14 protein-coding genes are annotated in these 15597 nt (G+C 60.9%); 7 read left to right on the plus strand and 7 right to left on the minus strand.

Annotation, left to right across the window (positions count from 1 at the left end; all coding sequences use genetic code 11):
- Window positions 1-22: 22 nt before the first annotated feature.
- The gene (locus BK665_RS18990; protein WP_123408108.1) at window positions 23-502 is read right to left on the minus strand and encodes a nuclear transport factor 2 family protein; all 480 of its coding nucleotides are present in this window, start codon (window positions 500-502) and stop codon (window positions 23-25) included.
- A 50-nt stretch (window positions 503-552) separates the two neighbouring features.
- The gene (locus tag BK665_RS18995) at window positions 553-1116 is read right to left on the minus strand and encodes a TetR/AcrR family transcriptional regulator (RefSeq protein ID WP_123408110.1); all 564 of its coding nucleotides are present in this window, start codon (window positions 1114-1116) and stop codon (window positions 553-555) included.
- A 217-nt stretch (window positions 1117-1333) separates the two neighbouring features.
- On the opposite strand from BK665_RS18995, the gene pssA reads away from it, so the two are divergent.
- On the plus strand, window positions 1334-2677 hold the full coding sequence (gene pssA, locus BK665_RS19000; protein WP_123408112.1) for a CDP-diacylglycerol--serine O-phosphatidyltransferase: 1344 nt from the start codon (window positions 1334-1336) through the stop codon (window positions 2675-2677).
- A 142-nt stretch (window positions 2678-2819) separates the two neighbouring features.
- On the opposite strand, the gene efeO (BK665_RS19005) is transcribed toward pssA, so the two are convergent.
- The 4 genes from efeO (BK665_RS19005) to efeU are packed head-to-tail and all read right to left on the minus strand — an operon-like array spanning window position 2820 to window position 7027.
- Entirely contained in the window at window positions 2820-3644 is an 825-nt protein-coding gene (efeO, locus tag BK665_RS19005; protein WP_123408114.1) for an iron uptake system protein EfeO, read from the minus strand.
- 21 nt (window positions 3645-3665) lie between these two features.
- The gene (efeB, locus tag BK665_RS19010; RefSeq protein WP_123408116.1) at window positions 3666-4961 is read right to left on the minus strand and encodes an iron uptake transporter deferrochelatase/peroxidase subunit; all 1296 of its coding nucleotides are present in this window, start codon (window positions 4959-4961) and stop codon (window positions 3666-3668) included.
- An 18-nt stretch (window positions 4962-4979) separates the two neighbouring features.
- Window positions 4980-6179: an iron uptake system protein EfeO gene (gene efeO, locus BK665_RS19015; RefSeq protein ID WP_123408118.1), complete on the minus strand. Its 1200-nt coding sequence runs from the start codon at window positions 6177-6179 to the stop codon at window positions 4980-4982.
- 8 nt (window positions 6180-6187) lie between these two features.
- Complete coding sequence (gene efeU, locus BK665_RS19020; RefSeq protein WP_123408121.1) at window positions 6188-7027, minus strand: iron uptake transporter permease EfeU; 840 nt, start codon at window positions 7025-7027, stop codon at window positions 6188-6190.
- A gap of 270 nt (window positions 7028-7297) precedes the next feature.
- On the opposite strand from efeU, the gene BK665_RS19030 reads away from it, so the two are divergent.
- The 6 genes from BK665_RS19030 to BK665_RS19055 all read left to right on the plus strand — a co-directional run bounded on the left by BK665_RS19030 (window position 7298) and on the right by BK665_RS19055 (window position 14273).
- Complete coding sequence (locus tag BK665_RS19030) at window positions 7298-8314, plus strand: AraC family transcriptional regulator (protein ID WP_123408126.1); 1017 nt, start codon at window positions 7298-7300, stop codon at window positions 8312-8314.
- A gap of 251 nt (window positions 8315-8565) precedes the next feature.
- Window positions 8566-10230 (plus strand): AMP-binding protein, encoded by a 1665-nt coding sequence (locus BK665_RS19035; protein WP_123408128.1) that lies wholly within the window; start codon window positions 8566-8568, stop codon window positions 10228-10230.
- A 16-nt stretch (window positions 10231-10246) separates the two neighbouring features.
- Window positions 10247-11008: an SDR family NAD(P)-dependent oxidoreductase gene (locus tag BK665_RS19040; RefSeq protein WP_123408130.1), complete on the plus strand. Its 762-nt coding sequence runs from the start codon at window positions 10247-10249 to the stop codon at window positions 11006-11008.
- Between the two features lie 12 nt (window positions 11009-11020).
- Window positions 11021-12214 (plus strand): acetyl-CoA C-acyltransferase, encoded by a 1194-nt coding sequence (locus BK665_RS19045; protein ID WP_123408132.1) that lies wholly within the window; start codon window positions 11021-11023, stop codon window positions 12212-12214.
- A 144-nt stretch (window positions 12215-12358) separates the two neighbouring features.
- Window positions 12359-13486 (plus strand): acyl-CoA dehydrogenase, encoded by a 1128-nt coding sequence (locus BK665_RS19050; RefSeq protein WP_123408133.1) that lies wholly within the window; start codon window positions 12359-12361, stop codon window positions 13484-13486.
- A 13-nt stretch (window positions 13487-13499) separates the two neighbouring features.
- Window positions 13500-14273: an enoyl-CoA hydratase gene (locus BK665_RS19055; RefSeq protein WP_123408135.1), complete on the plus strand. Its 774-nt coding sequence runs from the start codon at window positions 13500-13502 to the stop codon at window positions 14271-14273.
- A 172-nt stretch (window positions 14274-14445) separates the two neighbouring features.
- Here the strand turns inward: BK665_RS19055 and BK665_RS19060 are convergent, their stop codons facing one another.
- On the minus strand, window positions 14446-15597 hold the full coding sequence (locus BK665_RS19060; RefSeq protein WP_123408137.1) for an acyl-CoA dehydrogenase family protein: 1152 nt from the start codon (window positions 15595-15597) through the stop codon (window positions 14446-14448).

Here is a 15597-nt window from a genome sequence, read left to right on the forward strand (position 1 = left end):
TCGCTCCTACAGGGTGATGTGTTTACAGACCGAGGTCGGAAAGGCCCGGATGATCGTCAGGACGACGCCCCAACGGCCAATGGAATTTGCGCTCGCTTTCCTTGATCGGCAGATCGTTGATGCAGGCAAAACGATTGGCCATCAAACCATTCTCATCAAACTCCCAGTTTTCATTGCCGTAGGAGCGGAACCAGTTGCCCGAGTCGTCGTGCCATTCATAGGCGTAGCGCACGGCGATGCGGTTACCGGTGAAGGCCCAGAGTTCCTTGATCAAGCGGTAGTCCAGTTCCTTGGCCCATTTGCGGGTCAGGAAACCTTTGGCTTCTTCCCGGTTGTAGGCGAATTCGGCGCGGTTACGCCATTTGGTGTCCAGGGTATAGGCCAGGGACACGCGCTGCGGGTCCCGGGAGTTCCAGCCGTCTTCGGCCAGGCGAACTTTTTCGATGGCCGATTCACGGGTGAACGGCGGCAATGGCGGACGAACTTCGGCATTAGATGACATTTGAATGTCTCCTTATAAAACTAAAGTTAAAACACGGCTTGATTAAGCAGTTACAGGTCCAATAACTTTCGCGCCATGCATTGCGCATTATCGGCGGCACTGTGATCACCCATCACAAGCGCTACGGTAATGGCCCCATCGATCAGGATCAGCAACTGTTTGGCCAGTGCCTGCGGGTCGGTGGCGCCATGTTCGGTGCAAAGCTCGAGCACATAGTCGAGCAGTTTCTGTTTGTGGTCTTTGGCAACCAGGCGCACCGGGTCTTGTGGGTCGCCGGTTTCGCCGCTGGTGTTGATAAACGCGCAGCCGCGGAAGCCCTCGGAATCAAACCAGGCCCGGAGCACGGTAAACAGGTTGAGCAACCGGTCTGCCGGGGTAGGCGCCTTGTCGACTTCAGTCCGATACCAGTTCATCCAGCGTACGTCGCGGCGTTGCAGGGCCGCGACGGTGAGCTCCTCCTTGTTGGCGAAGTAGCGGTAAATACTCTTCCTGGAAACGCCGGCGGTTTTCACCAGAAGATCCATGCCGGTGGCAGCGATGCCACTTTTGTAGATCAACTTTTCGGTGACATCCAGGATGATGTTGCGTGTGTCGTTGCTAGTGATTTCGTTCATGGGCAAACAGTAGAACGATCGTTCTCCTTGGTCAAGCGGATATTTTTTGCGCCTGTGAAATTGTCTTCGCGGGCAAGCCTCGCTCCTACAGGGGAATGCGTTTAACTGTAGGAGCGAGGCTTGCCCGCGAAGAGGCCTTCACAGACACTCACAAGACCCAAGGCGATCCATGGTGTAAGCTCTCGGGTTCTTCGGATTCGACCTTTTTGCGAGCCTTATGCCGTCGCTTTTCAAACGCTCTCTGCTGCCCAAACTGCGCAGTTTTCCGCTGACCGCCGATGCCGTCACCATTCTTTCCGGCGCCGCCGAATATCGGCGTTGCCTGCTGGAGAAAATCGCCCAGGCGACCCAGCGTATCTATATCGTCGCGCTGTACCTGCAACAGGACGAAGCCGGCCAGGAAATCCTCGATGCCTTGCACGCCGCCAAACTGGCGCGTCCGGAGCTGGACGTGGTGGTCGTCGTCGACTGGTTGCGCGCCCAGCGTGGCTTGATCGGTGCCGGCAAGCAGCCGGGCAATTCGGCCTGGTATCAGGAAATGACCCGCACCCACGCCAGCGTTGTGCCGGTGTACGGCGTGCCGGTGCAGACCCGCGAGTTGTTCGGCGTGCTGCATTTGAAGGGCTTCGTGATCGACGATTGCGTGATCTACAGCGGCGCCAGCCTGAACAACGTCTACCTGCACAAATTCGACAAGTACCGCTACGACCGCTATCACCTGCTGCAAAACGCCGCGCTGGCGGACTCCATGCAGCACCTGATCCAGCACGGCCTGATCGCCTCCAAAGCGGTGCATCGCCTCGACCTGCCGAACCTGCCCACCACCCGCAGCCTGCGCAACGACATCGGCGACCTGCGCAGCCGCCTCAAGCACGCGACCTACGACACCACGGTCGGCAGCACGGCCAAGGGCGGTCTGTCGGTAGCCCCGTTGCTCGGCGTCGGCAAGAACAACCCCTTGAGCCGGGTGATCTGCGAGTTGATCGCCAGCGCCCAGCATCAACTGACCATCTGCACGCCGTACTTCAACCTGCCGCTGCAAGTGACCCGCGAGATCAACCGCGCCCTGGCCCGTGGGGTGAAGATCGACATCATCGTCGGCGACAAGACCGCCAACGACTTCTACATCCCGCCGAGCGAGCCGTTTAAAGTCATCGCGGCGCTGCCGTACCTCTACGAAATCAGCCTGCGCCGCTTCGCCAAGCGCCATCAGCGCGACATCGACAACGGCCAGTTGAACCTGCACCTGTGGCGTGACGGCGACAACACCTATCACCTCAAGGGCATGTGGATCGATCAGCGCTACACCTTGCTGACCGGTAACAACCTCAACCCACGGGCATTCCGGCTCGATCTGGAAAACGCGTTGCTGATCGACGACCCGAAAAGCGAGTTGCAGGCACCGCGTAATAAGGAACTGGCAGAGATTTACGAGAATACCCGGCGCGTCGAGCGTTACATGGACCTGGAAACCCTGCCGGAATACCCGGGGGCGGTGGCCAAGTTTCTCAAGCGGGTGAGTCGGGTGCGGATTGAGCGGTTGCTCTATCGGATGTTGTGAGGAGTAACACAGGCTGGTTGCTGTGTTGATTGTAAGAAAGCCTTCGCGAGCAAGCCCGCTCCCACATTGAGTTTGTGATCGACACAAAACTCATGTGGGAGCGGGCTTGCTCGCGAAGGGGCCCAACCAGACGCTGAAAGTCTTAGTTCAGACCCAACTTCCCACGCAACGTCGACAAATCTTCCGCCAAGGTATTCACCGGCCCAACCAGCGCCTTACGGTCAGCTTCTTTCACTTTGTCGTAAGTCTCGAAACCGCCATCTTTGGTTTTGTACTTGGCCAGGATCTTGTCCACGGTCGCAAAGTTCTTGTCGACCTTGGCGATAAAGGCTTTGTCCTGCTTCTCGATCTGCGGGTGGAACAGGTCGACGATTTTCTTCGCGCCGTCGATGTTGCCCTGGAAGTCATAGAGGTCGGTATGGCTGTAGCGGTCTTCTTCACCGGAGATCTTGGTGGCCGCGACTTCTTCCAGCAGGGCAGCGGCGCCGCCCACCACTTTCTCAGGCGGGAAGGTCAGGCCGGCGACACGGGCCTGCAGGTCCTTGACGTCCTTGTTCAGGCCATCAGCCAGGTCGTCCAGGCCTTTGGTGCTCTTTTCCGAGAACAGGGTGTATTCGATACGATGAAAACCGGTGAAGTCTTCGGCTTTCACGCCTTTTTCGTGGTCGTCGACCCGGGAGTCGATGGACGCATCCAGGTCACTGAACAGCTCGGCAATCGGCTCGATCGACTCGTAGTAGACGCGGGTCGGGGCGTAGAGCTTCTGGGCGGTGGCCAGGTCGCCTTTTTTCACGGCGTCGGTGAACTTCTGAGTGTGTTCGCCCAGTTGGTCCAGTTGTTCGGTGACGTAGATCTTGTAGTCCGAGACCGGTCCCACCAGATCCAGCGGCGCCGTCGCCGCGAAAGCCGAAAACGGGGTGTTGAGCAAGCCAAGGGTCAGCATTAAAGCGAGTGGCGACTTTTTCATGGGACGGTTCCGTGTTGGGGGTTATGCAGTTTTTGTGGGTTGTGTAGCGTTGAGCAGCGAGCGACCGATGAAATCCTTGTCGCCCGTGACACCCGGCAAGGTGAAGAAGTACCCGCCGCCCACTGGCTTGAGGTATTCCTCCAACGGTTCGCCGTTGAGTCGGGTCTGGACGGTGATGAAGCCTTTTTCCAGGTCGGCCTGGTAGCAGATGAACAACAGGCCCATTTCCAGTTGGCCGTTCTTGTTCACGCCGTTGGAATAGTTGAACGGCCGGCGCAGGATCAGGTTGGCTTGGGTCGCGGCGGTGCGCGGGTTGGCCAGGCGGATGTGCGCATCGAGCTTGGTCAGCTTGCCTTCCGGGTCCTTGGCGTAGTCCGGGACTTGGGTTTCCTGGGCGCCCCCCATGGGCGCGCCGGTGGTTTTGACCCGGCCGATAATGCTTTCCTGCTCCTGCAACGGTGTGCGGTCCCAGCGCTCAACGAAGTTGCGGATGATCCGCACCGCTTGATAGCTGCCATTCGCGGCCCAGGCCGGTTCGTCGCTGCCGGGCTGCACCCAGACGATGCTGTCCATGGTCTTGGCATCGTTGGAATCGGGGTTGGCCGAACCATCGCGAAAACCAAGGAAGTTGCGCGCACTTTGCGCCGGCACACCGGGTTTGGCGGGCGCTTGCGGCGGCACACTGCCTTCCTGTTTCCAGCGCACCAGCAGCAGGTCTGGCAGGTTTTTCACGATATCGCGCAGGGCGTGGATGTTGGTGTCGGCGGTGTTGGAACAGAACTGCAAACTCAAGTCGCCGTGGCAGCAATCCGCCTCCAGGGCATCGTTGGGGAAACCGACCATGCGAATCAGGCGCTTGGGCTTGGCACCGGCCAGGCCGAAACGCTCATCGAACAGCGATTCGCCGACCGACACGGTGATGGTCAGGTTGTCCGGCGTCACCACCGGGCCGAGAATCCCCGAATCCACGGGCGGCAATTTCGGATCGACCTGAGTCACCGGGCCGCCCTTCATCAGGAACGCGATGCGCTCGTTGAGGGTGCGGAACAAACGCTCCAGATCATCACGGTCGCTGGCCAGCACATCGAACGAGACCAACATGCCCGACGCCGGGCGCGGGGTGACGATGCCGGTCTGGTGCACGCCATGAAAGTCATGGCGGTCTTCGGTCTTTTCACTGCTCGGTGCTTCGGTGACCTGGCTGGACGCGGCCATCGCCGGGCAGCTCAGGGCGCTGCCAGCCAACGCGACACCGGCGGCGCCCATGCCCATCAAGACGCGGCGACGCTGGGCGGAAAACTGTTCTAAGTCTTTCATCTAAATGTCGTCTTCTGCTTACAGGCCGGAAAGGCCAAGGGCTGGATCGATTTCGTCGAGTACGGTGGCCAGGGCTTTGGCCTTGTCGGCGATCTGTTTGCGCTGTTCGGCACTGACCGTGTCGTAGCTGGCGTAGCCGTCCTTGACCTTGAAGCCGTTGAGTTCGGCGTCGAAATCGTTGATGGCGCTGTCGATCTTCGGCAGCAGCTCGGCGGCAGACTTGCTCAGCAATGGCCGCAACAGGTCGACCACTTTGCGTGCTGCGTCGAGGTTGGCGGCAAAACCGTTCAGGTCGGTGTGGCTGTAGCGTTCTTCTTCACCGCTGCTGGCGCGCACGTCGGCGATGCTGTTGAGGTTGCGCACCACGATGCTGACCAATTGCTCGGGTGGCAGGGACTGGGCGAGCAATTGCTGCTTGAGCGTGGTGATGTCGATGATCAACTGCATGGCCACTGGCGTCAGGGCGTCGAGTTTGCGTTGCTGGAACAGCGCGTATTCGAGGCGATGGAAACCGGTGAAGGCCGGATCCTGTTCGCGTTTTTCGAAGTAATCGGCGCGGGCGTTGACGGGATTGTCCAGCTCGGCCAGACGCTGGGCGGCGGGGGCGATCCGTTGATAGGCGGCGCGGGCCGGTACGTAAAGGGCTTGGGCCTGGGCCAGATCGCCGGCCTCGATGGCGTCTTTGAGCGCGGTCGTGGCTTTGATCAGCGCGCTGCTCTGGCTGCTCAGGTACACGCGGAACTCCGAAAGCGGACCGATGAACGCAACCATCGATGGCCGGGCCTTGGCGGCGGCATCGGAGGCGGCGGTCGGGGTCACGTGCAAGGTGCCCCGTGGGTTGCTCAGCAAACCGCAAGTGATCGCGTAGTCACCGGGGGCCAGGTTGGCGTTGATCACCTGGCTCAGGCCCGGGGCGATGTTTTCCCGTTCTTCGACCACCAGCACGCCGTCGAGGATTTCCCATTCCACGGCCCGGTCGGAGCGGTTGACGATGCGAAAACTCGAATGCCCGGCCGGGACCGTCAGTGCATTCGGCTCGCAACTTTTAGGGTGAATGTTCACCACCACTTCGTCGTGGTTGGTCTGGCGCTTTTCGGCGGCCATTTTCGAGGCGTAGTAGAACAGGCCACCGGCGGCGATCATCACGATCACCGAACCGGCCACCGCCCAGCGCAACGCGCGGGGAGGGGAAGCCACGGGAGGAGTTGGCGTTGACATGAAAGCCCTTACTGGCTGGAAACGGAAGAAGATTGCTTGGCGGGCGCCGGGGCTGGGAGAAAGAACATCACCAACGCCACCACCAGATAAATCAGATACGCGCCGAGGGTGCTGACGGTGGGCGCGTCCTGGTAACCGAACATGCCGGCCAGTACCGAGCCCAGCGGGCCATCCATCGGCAGGGTGGCGCTGAAGTCGAAAAGCACGGTTTGCAGGTGATTCCACACCCCGGCTTCATGCAGCGCTTGCACCGAGTTGGAGAGGATGCCGGCGGCCACCACCAGGATGAACAGACCGGTCCAGCGGAAGAACGCGCCGAGGTTCAGGCGCATGCTGCCGGTGTAGATGAGGAAGCCGACGATGATCGCCAGGACCAGACCAAGCAGAGCGCCAATCGGTGCACCCGGGCCTTCGCTCTGCTGGAACACCGCGAGCAGGAAAAACACAGTTTCCAGACCTTCCCGGGCCACGGCGAAAAACACCATGGCGATCAGCGCCGTGACCTGGTGCTTGGAGCCGGCCAACGCGTGATCGAGGGAAACGTGCAGGGAATGCTTGATCGAACGCGCCACTTTGCGCATCCAGAACACCATCGAACTGAGAATGCCGACGGCGACCAAACCGACGATGCCTTCGAACAGTTCCTGCTGCTTCTGCGGGAATTCGGCGCTCATCAACTCCAGGCCACCGCCGACCAGCAAGGCCAGGGCAGCGGCGAGGAACACGCCGATCCACACCGCGGGCATCCACTGGCCACGACCGGTTTGCTTGAGGTAACTGGCAATAATGCCGACGATCAACGCCGCTTCAATGCCTTCGCGCAGCATGATCAAAAAGGGAACAAGCATTCAGCACCGTAGTGTTAGTTAGGTTGCTAATTTGTAACATAATGACACTCATTCTCACATGCCATTGGTTGACTTTAGCTGAACCTGAGCTGAACGACCCAAAAGATCACCTCGCCCAACCTGTGGGAGCGGGCTTGCTCGCGAATTCGGAGTGTCAGCAGCATTAATGTCGACTGACACTCCGCATTCGCGAGCAAGCCCGCTCCCACAAGGGATCTGCGGCGGGCTAATATGCCGCCACCCAAACAAGAACAAGGCTGCCCCCGCGCAATGTCGGAAAAAGACACCATCGCCATTCAACTGGTGCGTGAAGCGCTGTTGCAAAGTTGCGCGCCCGGCGCCGCCACCGACGAGGTGTTGCACAAGGTCGGCATCGATCCGGCGCTGTTGAACTCGTCCGCTGCCCGCGTTCCGGCCACTGCCTACGCACGTTTATGGAGGCTGCTGGCCCGACGCGGCGACGATGAATTTTTCGGCATGGACCCGCGCCAGCTCAAATCCGGCAGCCTGGAGTTCCTCTGCCGCTGCGCCATGGTCCAGCCCAATCTTGCCGCCGGCCTGACCTCTGGCCTGGCCTTTCTGTCGTTGATGCTCGAACACCTGCCCGCGCAACTGGTGCGCCAGCAAAGCCTGGCGGAAATTGTCTTGCTCGAAGACGACCAGAACCCGCGCCGGGCCTTCACTTATTTCACCTATTGGATGATCGTCCATGGCGTCGCCTGTTGGCTGGCGGGGCGAAGGATTCCGATCATGGCCATCGAACTGCGCTGCCCGGCACCGGACTTCTGCGATGACTATCAGGTGATGTTTTCCGAAAACCTGCGCTTCGACCGGCCGCGCACGCGGATGATTTTCGCCGCCGATTGCCTGGACCTGCCGATCAAGCGCAGCCCGGAAGAGCTCAAGCGTTTCCTGGCCCACGCGCCGGCCAATATCCTGGTCAAATACCGCGACCCGGAAAGCCTCGCCAGCCGCATCAAGCACGACCTGCGGCAACTGCCCGCCGAGCAATGGCCAGAAACCGAAGCCCTGGCGCAGCAACTGTGCATGTCGGCCTCGACCCTGCGCCGGCGCCTCGCCGAAGAAGGGCAGACCTGGCAAGGTTTGAAAGACAGCGTGCGAAAGGAATTGGCCATCGTCTGGCTGGCGGAACCGGCGATCAGCTTCGCCGAGATTGCCGCACGTTTGGGGTTTGCCGATGCGAGTTCGTTCTACAAGGCCTTCCGCAAATGGTCCGGGACCAACCCAGGGCATTACCGCAGTTTGATTCTTAACGAAGCGAGCTGATCCTGGCCTTGGGTTGATCGGACCGGCCTCTTCGCGGGCAAGCCTCGCTCCTACAAGGGGAATGCGATCACCTGTAGGAGCGAGGCTTGCCCGCGAAGGCGCCCGCCCAGACACCACACCTCTTGAACCTTGGCCAAACCAGTCAAACAACTTGATAGCTTTGACCATTGCCCCACCTGCCGCGCAGCGCGAGTATTCCTGTGTTAATTACGGTTCCCCCAACCTAATAAAAATACAGAGGGATTCTGGCAATGCGCGATTACTTGTCTGCCACTTCACAGTTCGATTACCAGCACACCGTAAACGCCGCGCTCGACGGCAATTTGACGGCGCTTAACGCCTGTATTGAATGCTGCGACCGTCATGCATTGCCGGGTCGCATTGCGCTGTTCTGGGAGGGGCGCGACGGCACCAGCGCCACTTACACCTTCACCGAGTTGCAGGACAAAGCCGCGCGTTTCGCCAATTTCCTCCTGGCCCAGGGCGTGCAGAAGGGCGATAAAGTCGCCGGTCTGCTGCCACGCAATATCGAACTGCTGATCACCGTGTTCGCCACCTGGCGCATCGGCGCGGTCTATCAGCCGCTGTTTACCGCGTTCGGCCCGAAAGCCATCGAACACCGCTTGAGCTGTTCCGGCGCCAAGGTGGTGGTCACCGACGCGGTCAATCGACCGAAACTTGCGGAAGTCGCCGACTGCCCGACCATCGTCACCGTCGGCGGGCCCAAAGGGCAGGGCATCGTGCGGGGCGACTACAGTTTCTGGGCCGAACTGCCCAACTATTCCCAAACATGCGAACCGGTGCTGCTGACCGGCGAAGACCCGTTCCTGCTGATGTTCACCTCGGGCACCACCGGCCCGTCGAAAGCGCTGTCGGTGCCGCTCAAGGCCATCGTCGCGTTCCAGAGCTACACCCGCGACGCCGTGGACCTGCGCCCGGAAGATTCGTTTTGGAACGTCGCCGATCCGGGCTGGGCCTATGGCATCTATTTCGGCGTGACCGGCCCGATGTCCATGGGGCATCCAATCACCTTCTACGATGGCCCGTTTACCCTCGAAAGCACCTGCCGGGTGATCAACAAGTACGGCATCACCAACCTGACCGGTTCGCCGACCGCGTACCGGCTGCTGATTGCCGGCGGCGATGAGTTCGCCAAGTCGATCAAGGGCCAACTGCGCATCGTCAGCAGCGCCGGGGAGCCGCTGAACCCGGAGGTGATCCGTTGGTTTGCCGACAACCTCGGCGTGGTGATCCACGACCATTACGGCCAGACCGAACTGGGCATGGTGCTGTGCAACCACCATGGCCTGGAACACCCGATCCACATGGGTGCCGCCGGTTTTGCCTCGCCGGGCCACCGCATCGTGGTGCTGGATGACGAGTACAAGGAACTCGGTGTCGGCCAACCCGGCATCCTGGCCATCGACCGTACCCAGTCGCCGATGTGCTGGTTCAACGGCTACGAAGGCGCGCCGACCAAGGCTTTCGTCGGCAACTATTACCTGAGCGGCGACACCGTGGAGTGGAATCCGGACGGCAGCATCAGTTTCGTTGGTCGCAGCGACGACGTGATCACTACGTCCGGCTACCGCGTCGGCCCGTTCGACGTGGAAAGCGCGCTGATCGAACACCCGGCAGTGATCGAAGCCGCCGTGGTCGGCAAACCCGACCCGGAACGCACCGAACTGGTCAAAGCCTTTGTGGTGATCTGCGAGCAATACCGCGCCACGCCAGAGCTGGCCGAAGAACTGCGCCAACACGTGCGCAAGCGCCTGGCCGCGCACTCGTACCCCCGTGAAATCGAATTTGTCAGCGAATTGCCGAAAACCCCAAGCGGCAAATTGCAGCGCTTTATCTTGCGCAACCAGGAAATCGCCAAGGCTCAAGAGGCCGAGGCTCACAAAGCTTCTGCTTGAATCGAAGGAAAATAAGATGCAGATCGAAAACAAGGTTTTTCTCGTCACCGGCGGTGCGTCCGGCCTGGGTGCCGCCACCGCTGAAATGCTGGTGGCCGCTGGCGCCAAGGTAATGCTGGTGGACATGAATGCCGAGGCCGTCGCGGCGCAGGCTCAGCGTCTGGGCGCGCAAAGCGTGGTGGCCGACATCAGCAACGAAGCCGCCGCTGAAGCCGCTGTTGCGGCGACGGTGAAGGCCTTCGGTGGCCTGCATGGTCTGGTGAACTGCGCCGGCATCGTGCGGGGCGAGAAGATCCTCGGCAAAACCGGCCCGCATGCGTTGGCCAGTTTCAGCCAGGTGATCAACGTCAACCTGATCGGCAGCTTCAATATGCTGCGTCTGGCCGCGGCGGCTATCGCTGAAACCGAAGCGGATGCTGACGGCGAACGCGGCGTGATCATCAACACCGCATCGGCCGCCGCCTACGACGGACAGATCGGTCAAGCCGCCTACGCCGCGTCCAAAGGCGCTATCGTCAGCCTGACCTTGCCCGCCGCCCGTGAACTGGCGCGCTTCGGCATCCGCGTGATGACCATCGCCCCAGGCATCTTCGAAACACCGATGATGGCCGGCATGACCGAGGAAGTCCGCGCCTCCCTGGCCGCTGGCGTGCCATTCCCGCCGCGCCTGGGCAAACCTGCCGAGTACGCCGCGCTGGTCCGGCATATCATTGAAAACAGCATGCTCAACGGCGAGGTGATCCGTCTCGACGGTGCCTTGCGTATGGCCGCCAAGTAAGGAGAATTTGTCATGACCCTTTCCAACGATCCGATTGTTATTGTCAGCGCCGTTCGTACCCCGATGGGCGGTTTCCAGGGCGAACTGAAAAGCCTGACCGCTCCGCAACTCGGCGCCGCCGCGATCAAGGCTGCGGTTGAACGGGCCGGTGTCGCTGCCGATGCGGTCGATGAAGTGCTGTTCGGTTGCGTGTTGCCTGCCGGTCTCGGCCAGGCGCCTGCACGTCAGGCGGCACTGGGCGCCGGGCTGGATAAATCGACCCGTTGCACCACGGTGAACAAGATGTGCGGTTCCGGCATGGAAACCACCATCCTCGCCCACGACATGCTGGTCGCCGGCAGTGCCGAAGTGGTGATCGCCGGGGGCATGGAAAGCATGTCCAACTCGCCGTACCTGCTGGACCGCGCCCGCAGTGGTTATCGCATGGGCCATGGCCGGGTCTTGGACTCGATGTTCCTCGACGGCCTCGAAGACGCCTACGACAAGGGTCGCCTGATGGGCACCTTCGCTGAAGACTGCGCCGAAACCAACGGTTTCAGCCGCGAAGCCCAGGACGCGTTTGCCATCGCCTCGACCACCCGCGCACAGCAGGCGATCCAGGACGGCAGCTTCAAGGCCGAAATCGTGCCGCTGACCGTGACCGTCGGCAAAGAGCAGGTGCTGATCAGCCACGACGAACAGCCGCCGAAAGCCAAACTGGACAAGATCGCCTCGTTGAAACCCGCGTTCCGCGACGGCGGGACTGTGACGGCGGCCAACTCCAGCTCGATCTCTGACGGTGCAGCGGCGTTGGTGCTGATGCGTCAGTCCGAGGCGCAGAAGCGCGGGCTCAAACCCTTGGCGGTGATTCACGGCCACGCGGCGTTTGCCGATACCCCGGGCCTGTTCCCGGTGGCGCCGGTCGGTGCGATCAAGAAACTGATGAAGAAAACCGGCTGGTCCCTAGATGAAGTGGAGTTGTTTGAAATCAACGAGGCCTTCGCCGTGGTCAGTCTGGTGACCATGACCAAACTGGAAATCCCCCACGAGAAGGTCAACATCCACGGCGGCGCTTGCGCCTTGGGTCACCCGATCGGTGCGTCCGGCGCGCGGATCCTCGTGACCCTGCTCTCGGCCCTGCGCCAGAAAGGCCTGAAACGCGGTGTTGCGGCGATTTGCATCGGCGGCGGTGAAGCCACCGCCATGGCTGTGGAATGCCTCTATTGATGCGCCCCCGTTCTCCGTAGGAGCGAGGCTTGCCCGCGAAGGCGTCCGTCCAGTCGATATGGATGTTGACTGACACACTACCTTCGCGGGCAAGCCTCGCTCCTACAATGAAAGGCGCACCAAGGCTCAAATTAAGGATTCACCATGATTCCCAATGACGAACAACTGCAGATCAGCGAAGCCGCCCGGCAATTCGCCCAGGAACGGCTGAAACCCTTAGCCGCCGAATGGGACCGCGAGCATCGTTTCCCCAAAGAAGCCATCGGCGAGATGGCCGAGTTGGGCTTTTTCGGCATGTTGGTGCCGGAAGAGTGGGGCGGTTGCGACACCGGTTACCTGGCCTACGCCATGGCCCTGGAAGAAATCGCCGCCGGCGACGGCGCCTGCTCGACGATCATGAGCGTGCACAACTCCGTGGGGTGCGTGCCGATCCTCAAGTACGGCACCGACGAGCAAAAAGAACGTTTCCTCAAGCCGTTGGCCAGCGGTTCGATGCTCGGCGCCTTTGCCCTGACCGAACCCCAGGCCGGTTCCGACGCCAGCGGCCTGAAAACCCGTGCCAAGCTGAATGGCGATCACTACGTGCTCAACGGTTGCAAACAGTTCATCACTTCCGGGCAGAACGCCGGGGTGGTGATTGTGTTTGCGGTGACCGATCCAAGCGCCGGCAAACGCGGGATCACGGCATTGATCGTGCCCACCGACTCGCCGGGCTACAAAGTCGCCCGGGTCGAGGACAAACTCGGTCAGCACGCTTCCGATACCTGCCAGATTCTGTTCGAAGACGTGAAGGTGCCGGTGGCCAATCGCTTGGGCGAGGAGGGCGAAGGTTACCGCATCGCCCTGGCCAACCTTGAAGGCGGGCGGGTCGGCATCGCTTCGCAATCGGTGGGCATGGCCCGCGCTGCGTTTGAAGCGGCCCGGGACTACGCCCGGGAGCGCGAAAGCTTCGGCAAACCGATCATCGAACACCAAGCGGTCGCGTTTCGTTTGGCGGACATGGCGACCCAAATCGCCGTCGCCCGGCAGATGGTGCATTACGCCGCTGCACTAAGAGACAGTGGCAAACCGGCCCTGGTCGAAGCCTCCATGGCCAAGCTGTTCGCCTCGGAAATGGCCGAAAAAGTCTGCTCCGCGGCGTTGCAAACCCTGGGCGGTTACGGTTACCTGAACGACTTCCCGCTGGAGCGGATCTACCGCGACGTGCGGGTGTGCCAGATCTACGAAGGCACCAGCGATATTCAGCGCATGGTTATTTCGCGCAATCTTTAACAAGGAAATTGGTATGACGTACGAAACGATTTTGCTGGAAACCCAGGGCCGCGTTGGCCTCATCACCCTGAACCGTCCACAAGCCTTGAATGCGTTGAACGCGCAGATCGTCAGCGAACTGAACCACGCCCTCGATGGCTTGGAAGCCGATTCCAACATCGGTTGCATCGTGCTGACCGGCTCGAAAAAAGCCTTCGCCGCCGGGGCCGACATCAAGGAAATGGCCGAGCTGACCTACCCACAGATTTACCTCGACGACCTGTTCAGTGACAGCGACCGCGTGGCCAACCGTCGTAAGCCGATCATTGCTGCGGTCAACGGTTTCGCCCTAGGTGGTGGATGTGAACTGGCGCTGATGTGCGACTTTATCCTCGCGGGCGACAACGCCAAATTCGGCCAACCGGAAATCAACCTCGGCGTGCTGCCGGGCATGGGCGGCACCCAGCGCCTGACCCGCGCCGTGGGCAAGGCCAAAGCCATGGAAATGTGCCTCAGCGGGCGTTTGATCGACGCAGTGGAAGCGGAACGTTGCGGGATTGTCGCGCGGATCGTGCCGGCGGATGAGTTGTTGGAAGAAGCGCTGAAAGTCGCGACGCTGATTGCCAAGAAGTCGTTGCCGATTGCGATGATGGTCAAGGAAAGCGTGAACCGCGCGTTTGAAGTCAGCCTGTCCGAAGGCGTGCGCTTTGAGCGCCGAGTGTTCCACGCGGCGTTTGCGACCCAGGATCAGAAGGAAGGGATGGCGGCGTTTATTGCCAAGCGTGAAGCCGAATTCCAAGGCAAGTGATGTAGCGTTCCGATCGTTCCCACGCTCTGCGTGGGAATGCATCCTGTGACGCTCTGCGTCACGCTTGCGAAGGGACGCGGAGCGTCCCGGGCGGCATTCCCACGCAGAGCGTGGGAACGATCAACGTCAACAATCTGTAGGAGCGAGGCTTGCCCGCGAAGCTTTTAAGGCTTCACACCAGATAGTTCTTCAGTTCCCGAGCAATCACCATCCGCTGTATCTCGCTCGACCCTTCATAAATCTGTGTAATCCGCGCATCCCGGTAATAACGCTCCACCGGGTAATCCTCCAGATACCCATACCCGCCATGAATCTGCATCGCCGAGGAACAGACCTTCTCAGCCATCTCGGACGCAAACAACTTGGCCTGTGAGGCCTCCGACAGACACGGCTTGCCGGCACTGCGCAAGCGTGCCGCGTGCAGGATCAGCAACCGGGCCGCGTTCAGCCGCGTGTGCATGTCCGCCAGCATGTTCGCGATGCTTTGGTGCTCGTTGATCGTCTTGCCGAACTGCACTCGCTCCCGGGAATAAGTCAGCGCCGCTTCGAACGCTGCTCGTGCAATCCCCAACGCCTGCGCGGCGATGCCGATGCGGCCGCCCTCCAGGTTGGAGAGGGCGATGGCCAGGCCTTTACCGCGATCGCCCAGCAGGTTGGCTTCGGGAATGGTGCAGTTGCTCAGGGTCACCGCGCAGGTATCGGAGGCGCGAATGCCCATTTTGTGTTCGGTCCGATCCACGATGAACCCCGGGGTGTCGGTCGGCACCAGGAACGCCGAGATCCCGCGTTTGCCCAGGTCCGGATCGGTCACCGCAAACACAATCGCCAGTTTCGCCCGCTTGCCGTTGCTGACGAATTGCTTGGCGCCGTTGAGCACCCACTGGCCATCCCGCAGTTCGGCGCGGGTGCGCAGGTTGTGCGCTTCGGAACCGGCCTGGGGTTCGGTCAGGCAGAAGCAGCCGATGGCTTTGCCGCTGGCCAGGTCCGGCAGCCAGGTCTGTTTCTGCTCATCGGTGCCATAGTTGAGCACCGGACCGCAGCCCACGGAGTTGTGGATGCTCATCAGCGCGCCGGTAGCGCCGTCGCCAGCGGAAATCTCTTCCACGGCCAAGGCGTAGGCGACGTAATCCACGTAAGTGCCGCCCCATTCCTCAGGCACCACCATGCCCAGCAAGCCCAATTCACCCATCTTCGCCACCAGACCGTCGTCGATCCAGCCGGCCTTTTCCCAGGCTTGCGCATGGGGCGCGATCTCACCACGGGCAAAGTCCCGGGCCATGTCGCGGATCATCACTTGCTCTTCGCTCAATTCGATATCGTGCAT

Source organism: Pseudomonas frederiksbergensis (genome assembly GCF_003732665.1).
Taxonomy (GTDB): Bacteria; Pseudomonadota; Gammaproteobacteria; order Pseudomonadales; family Pseudomonadaceae; genus Aquipseudomonas; species Aquipseudomonas frederiksbergensis_G.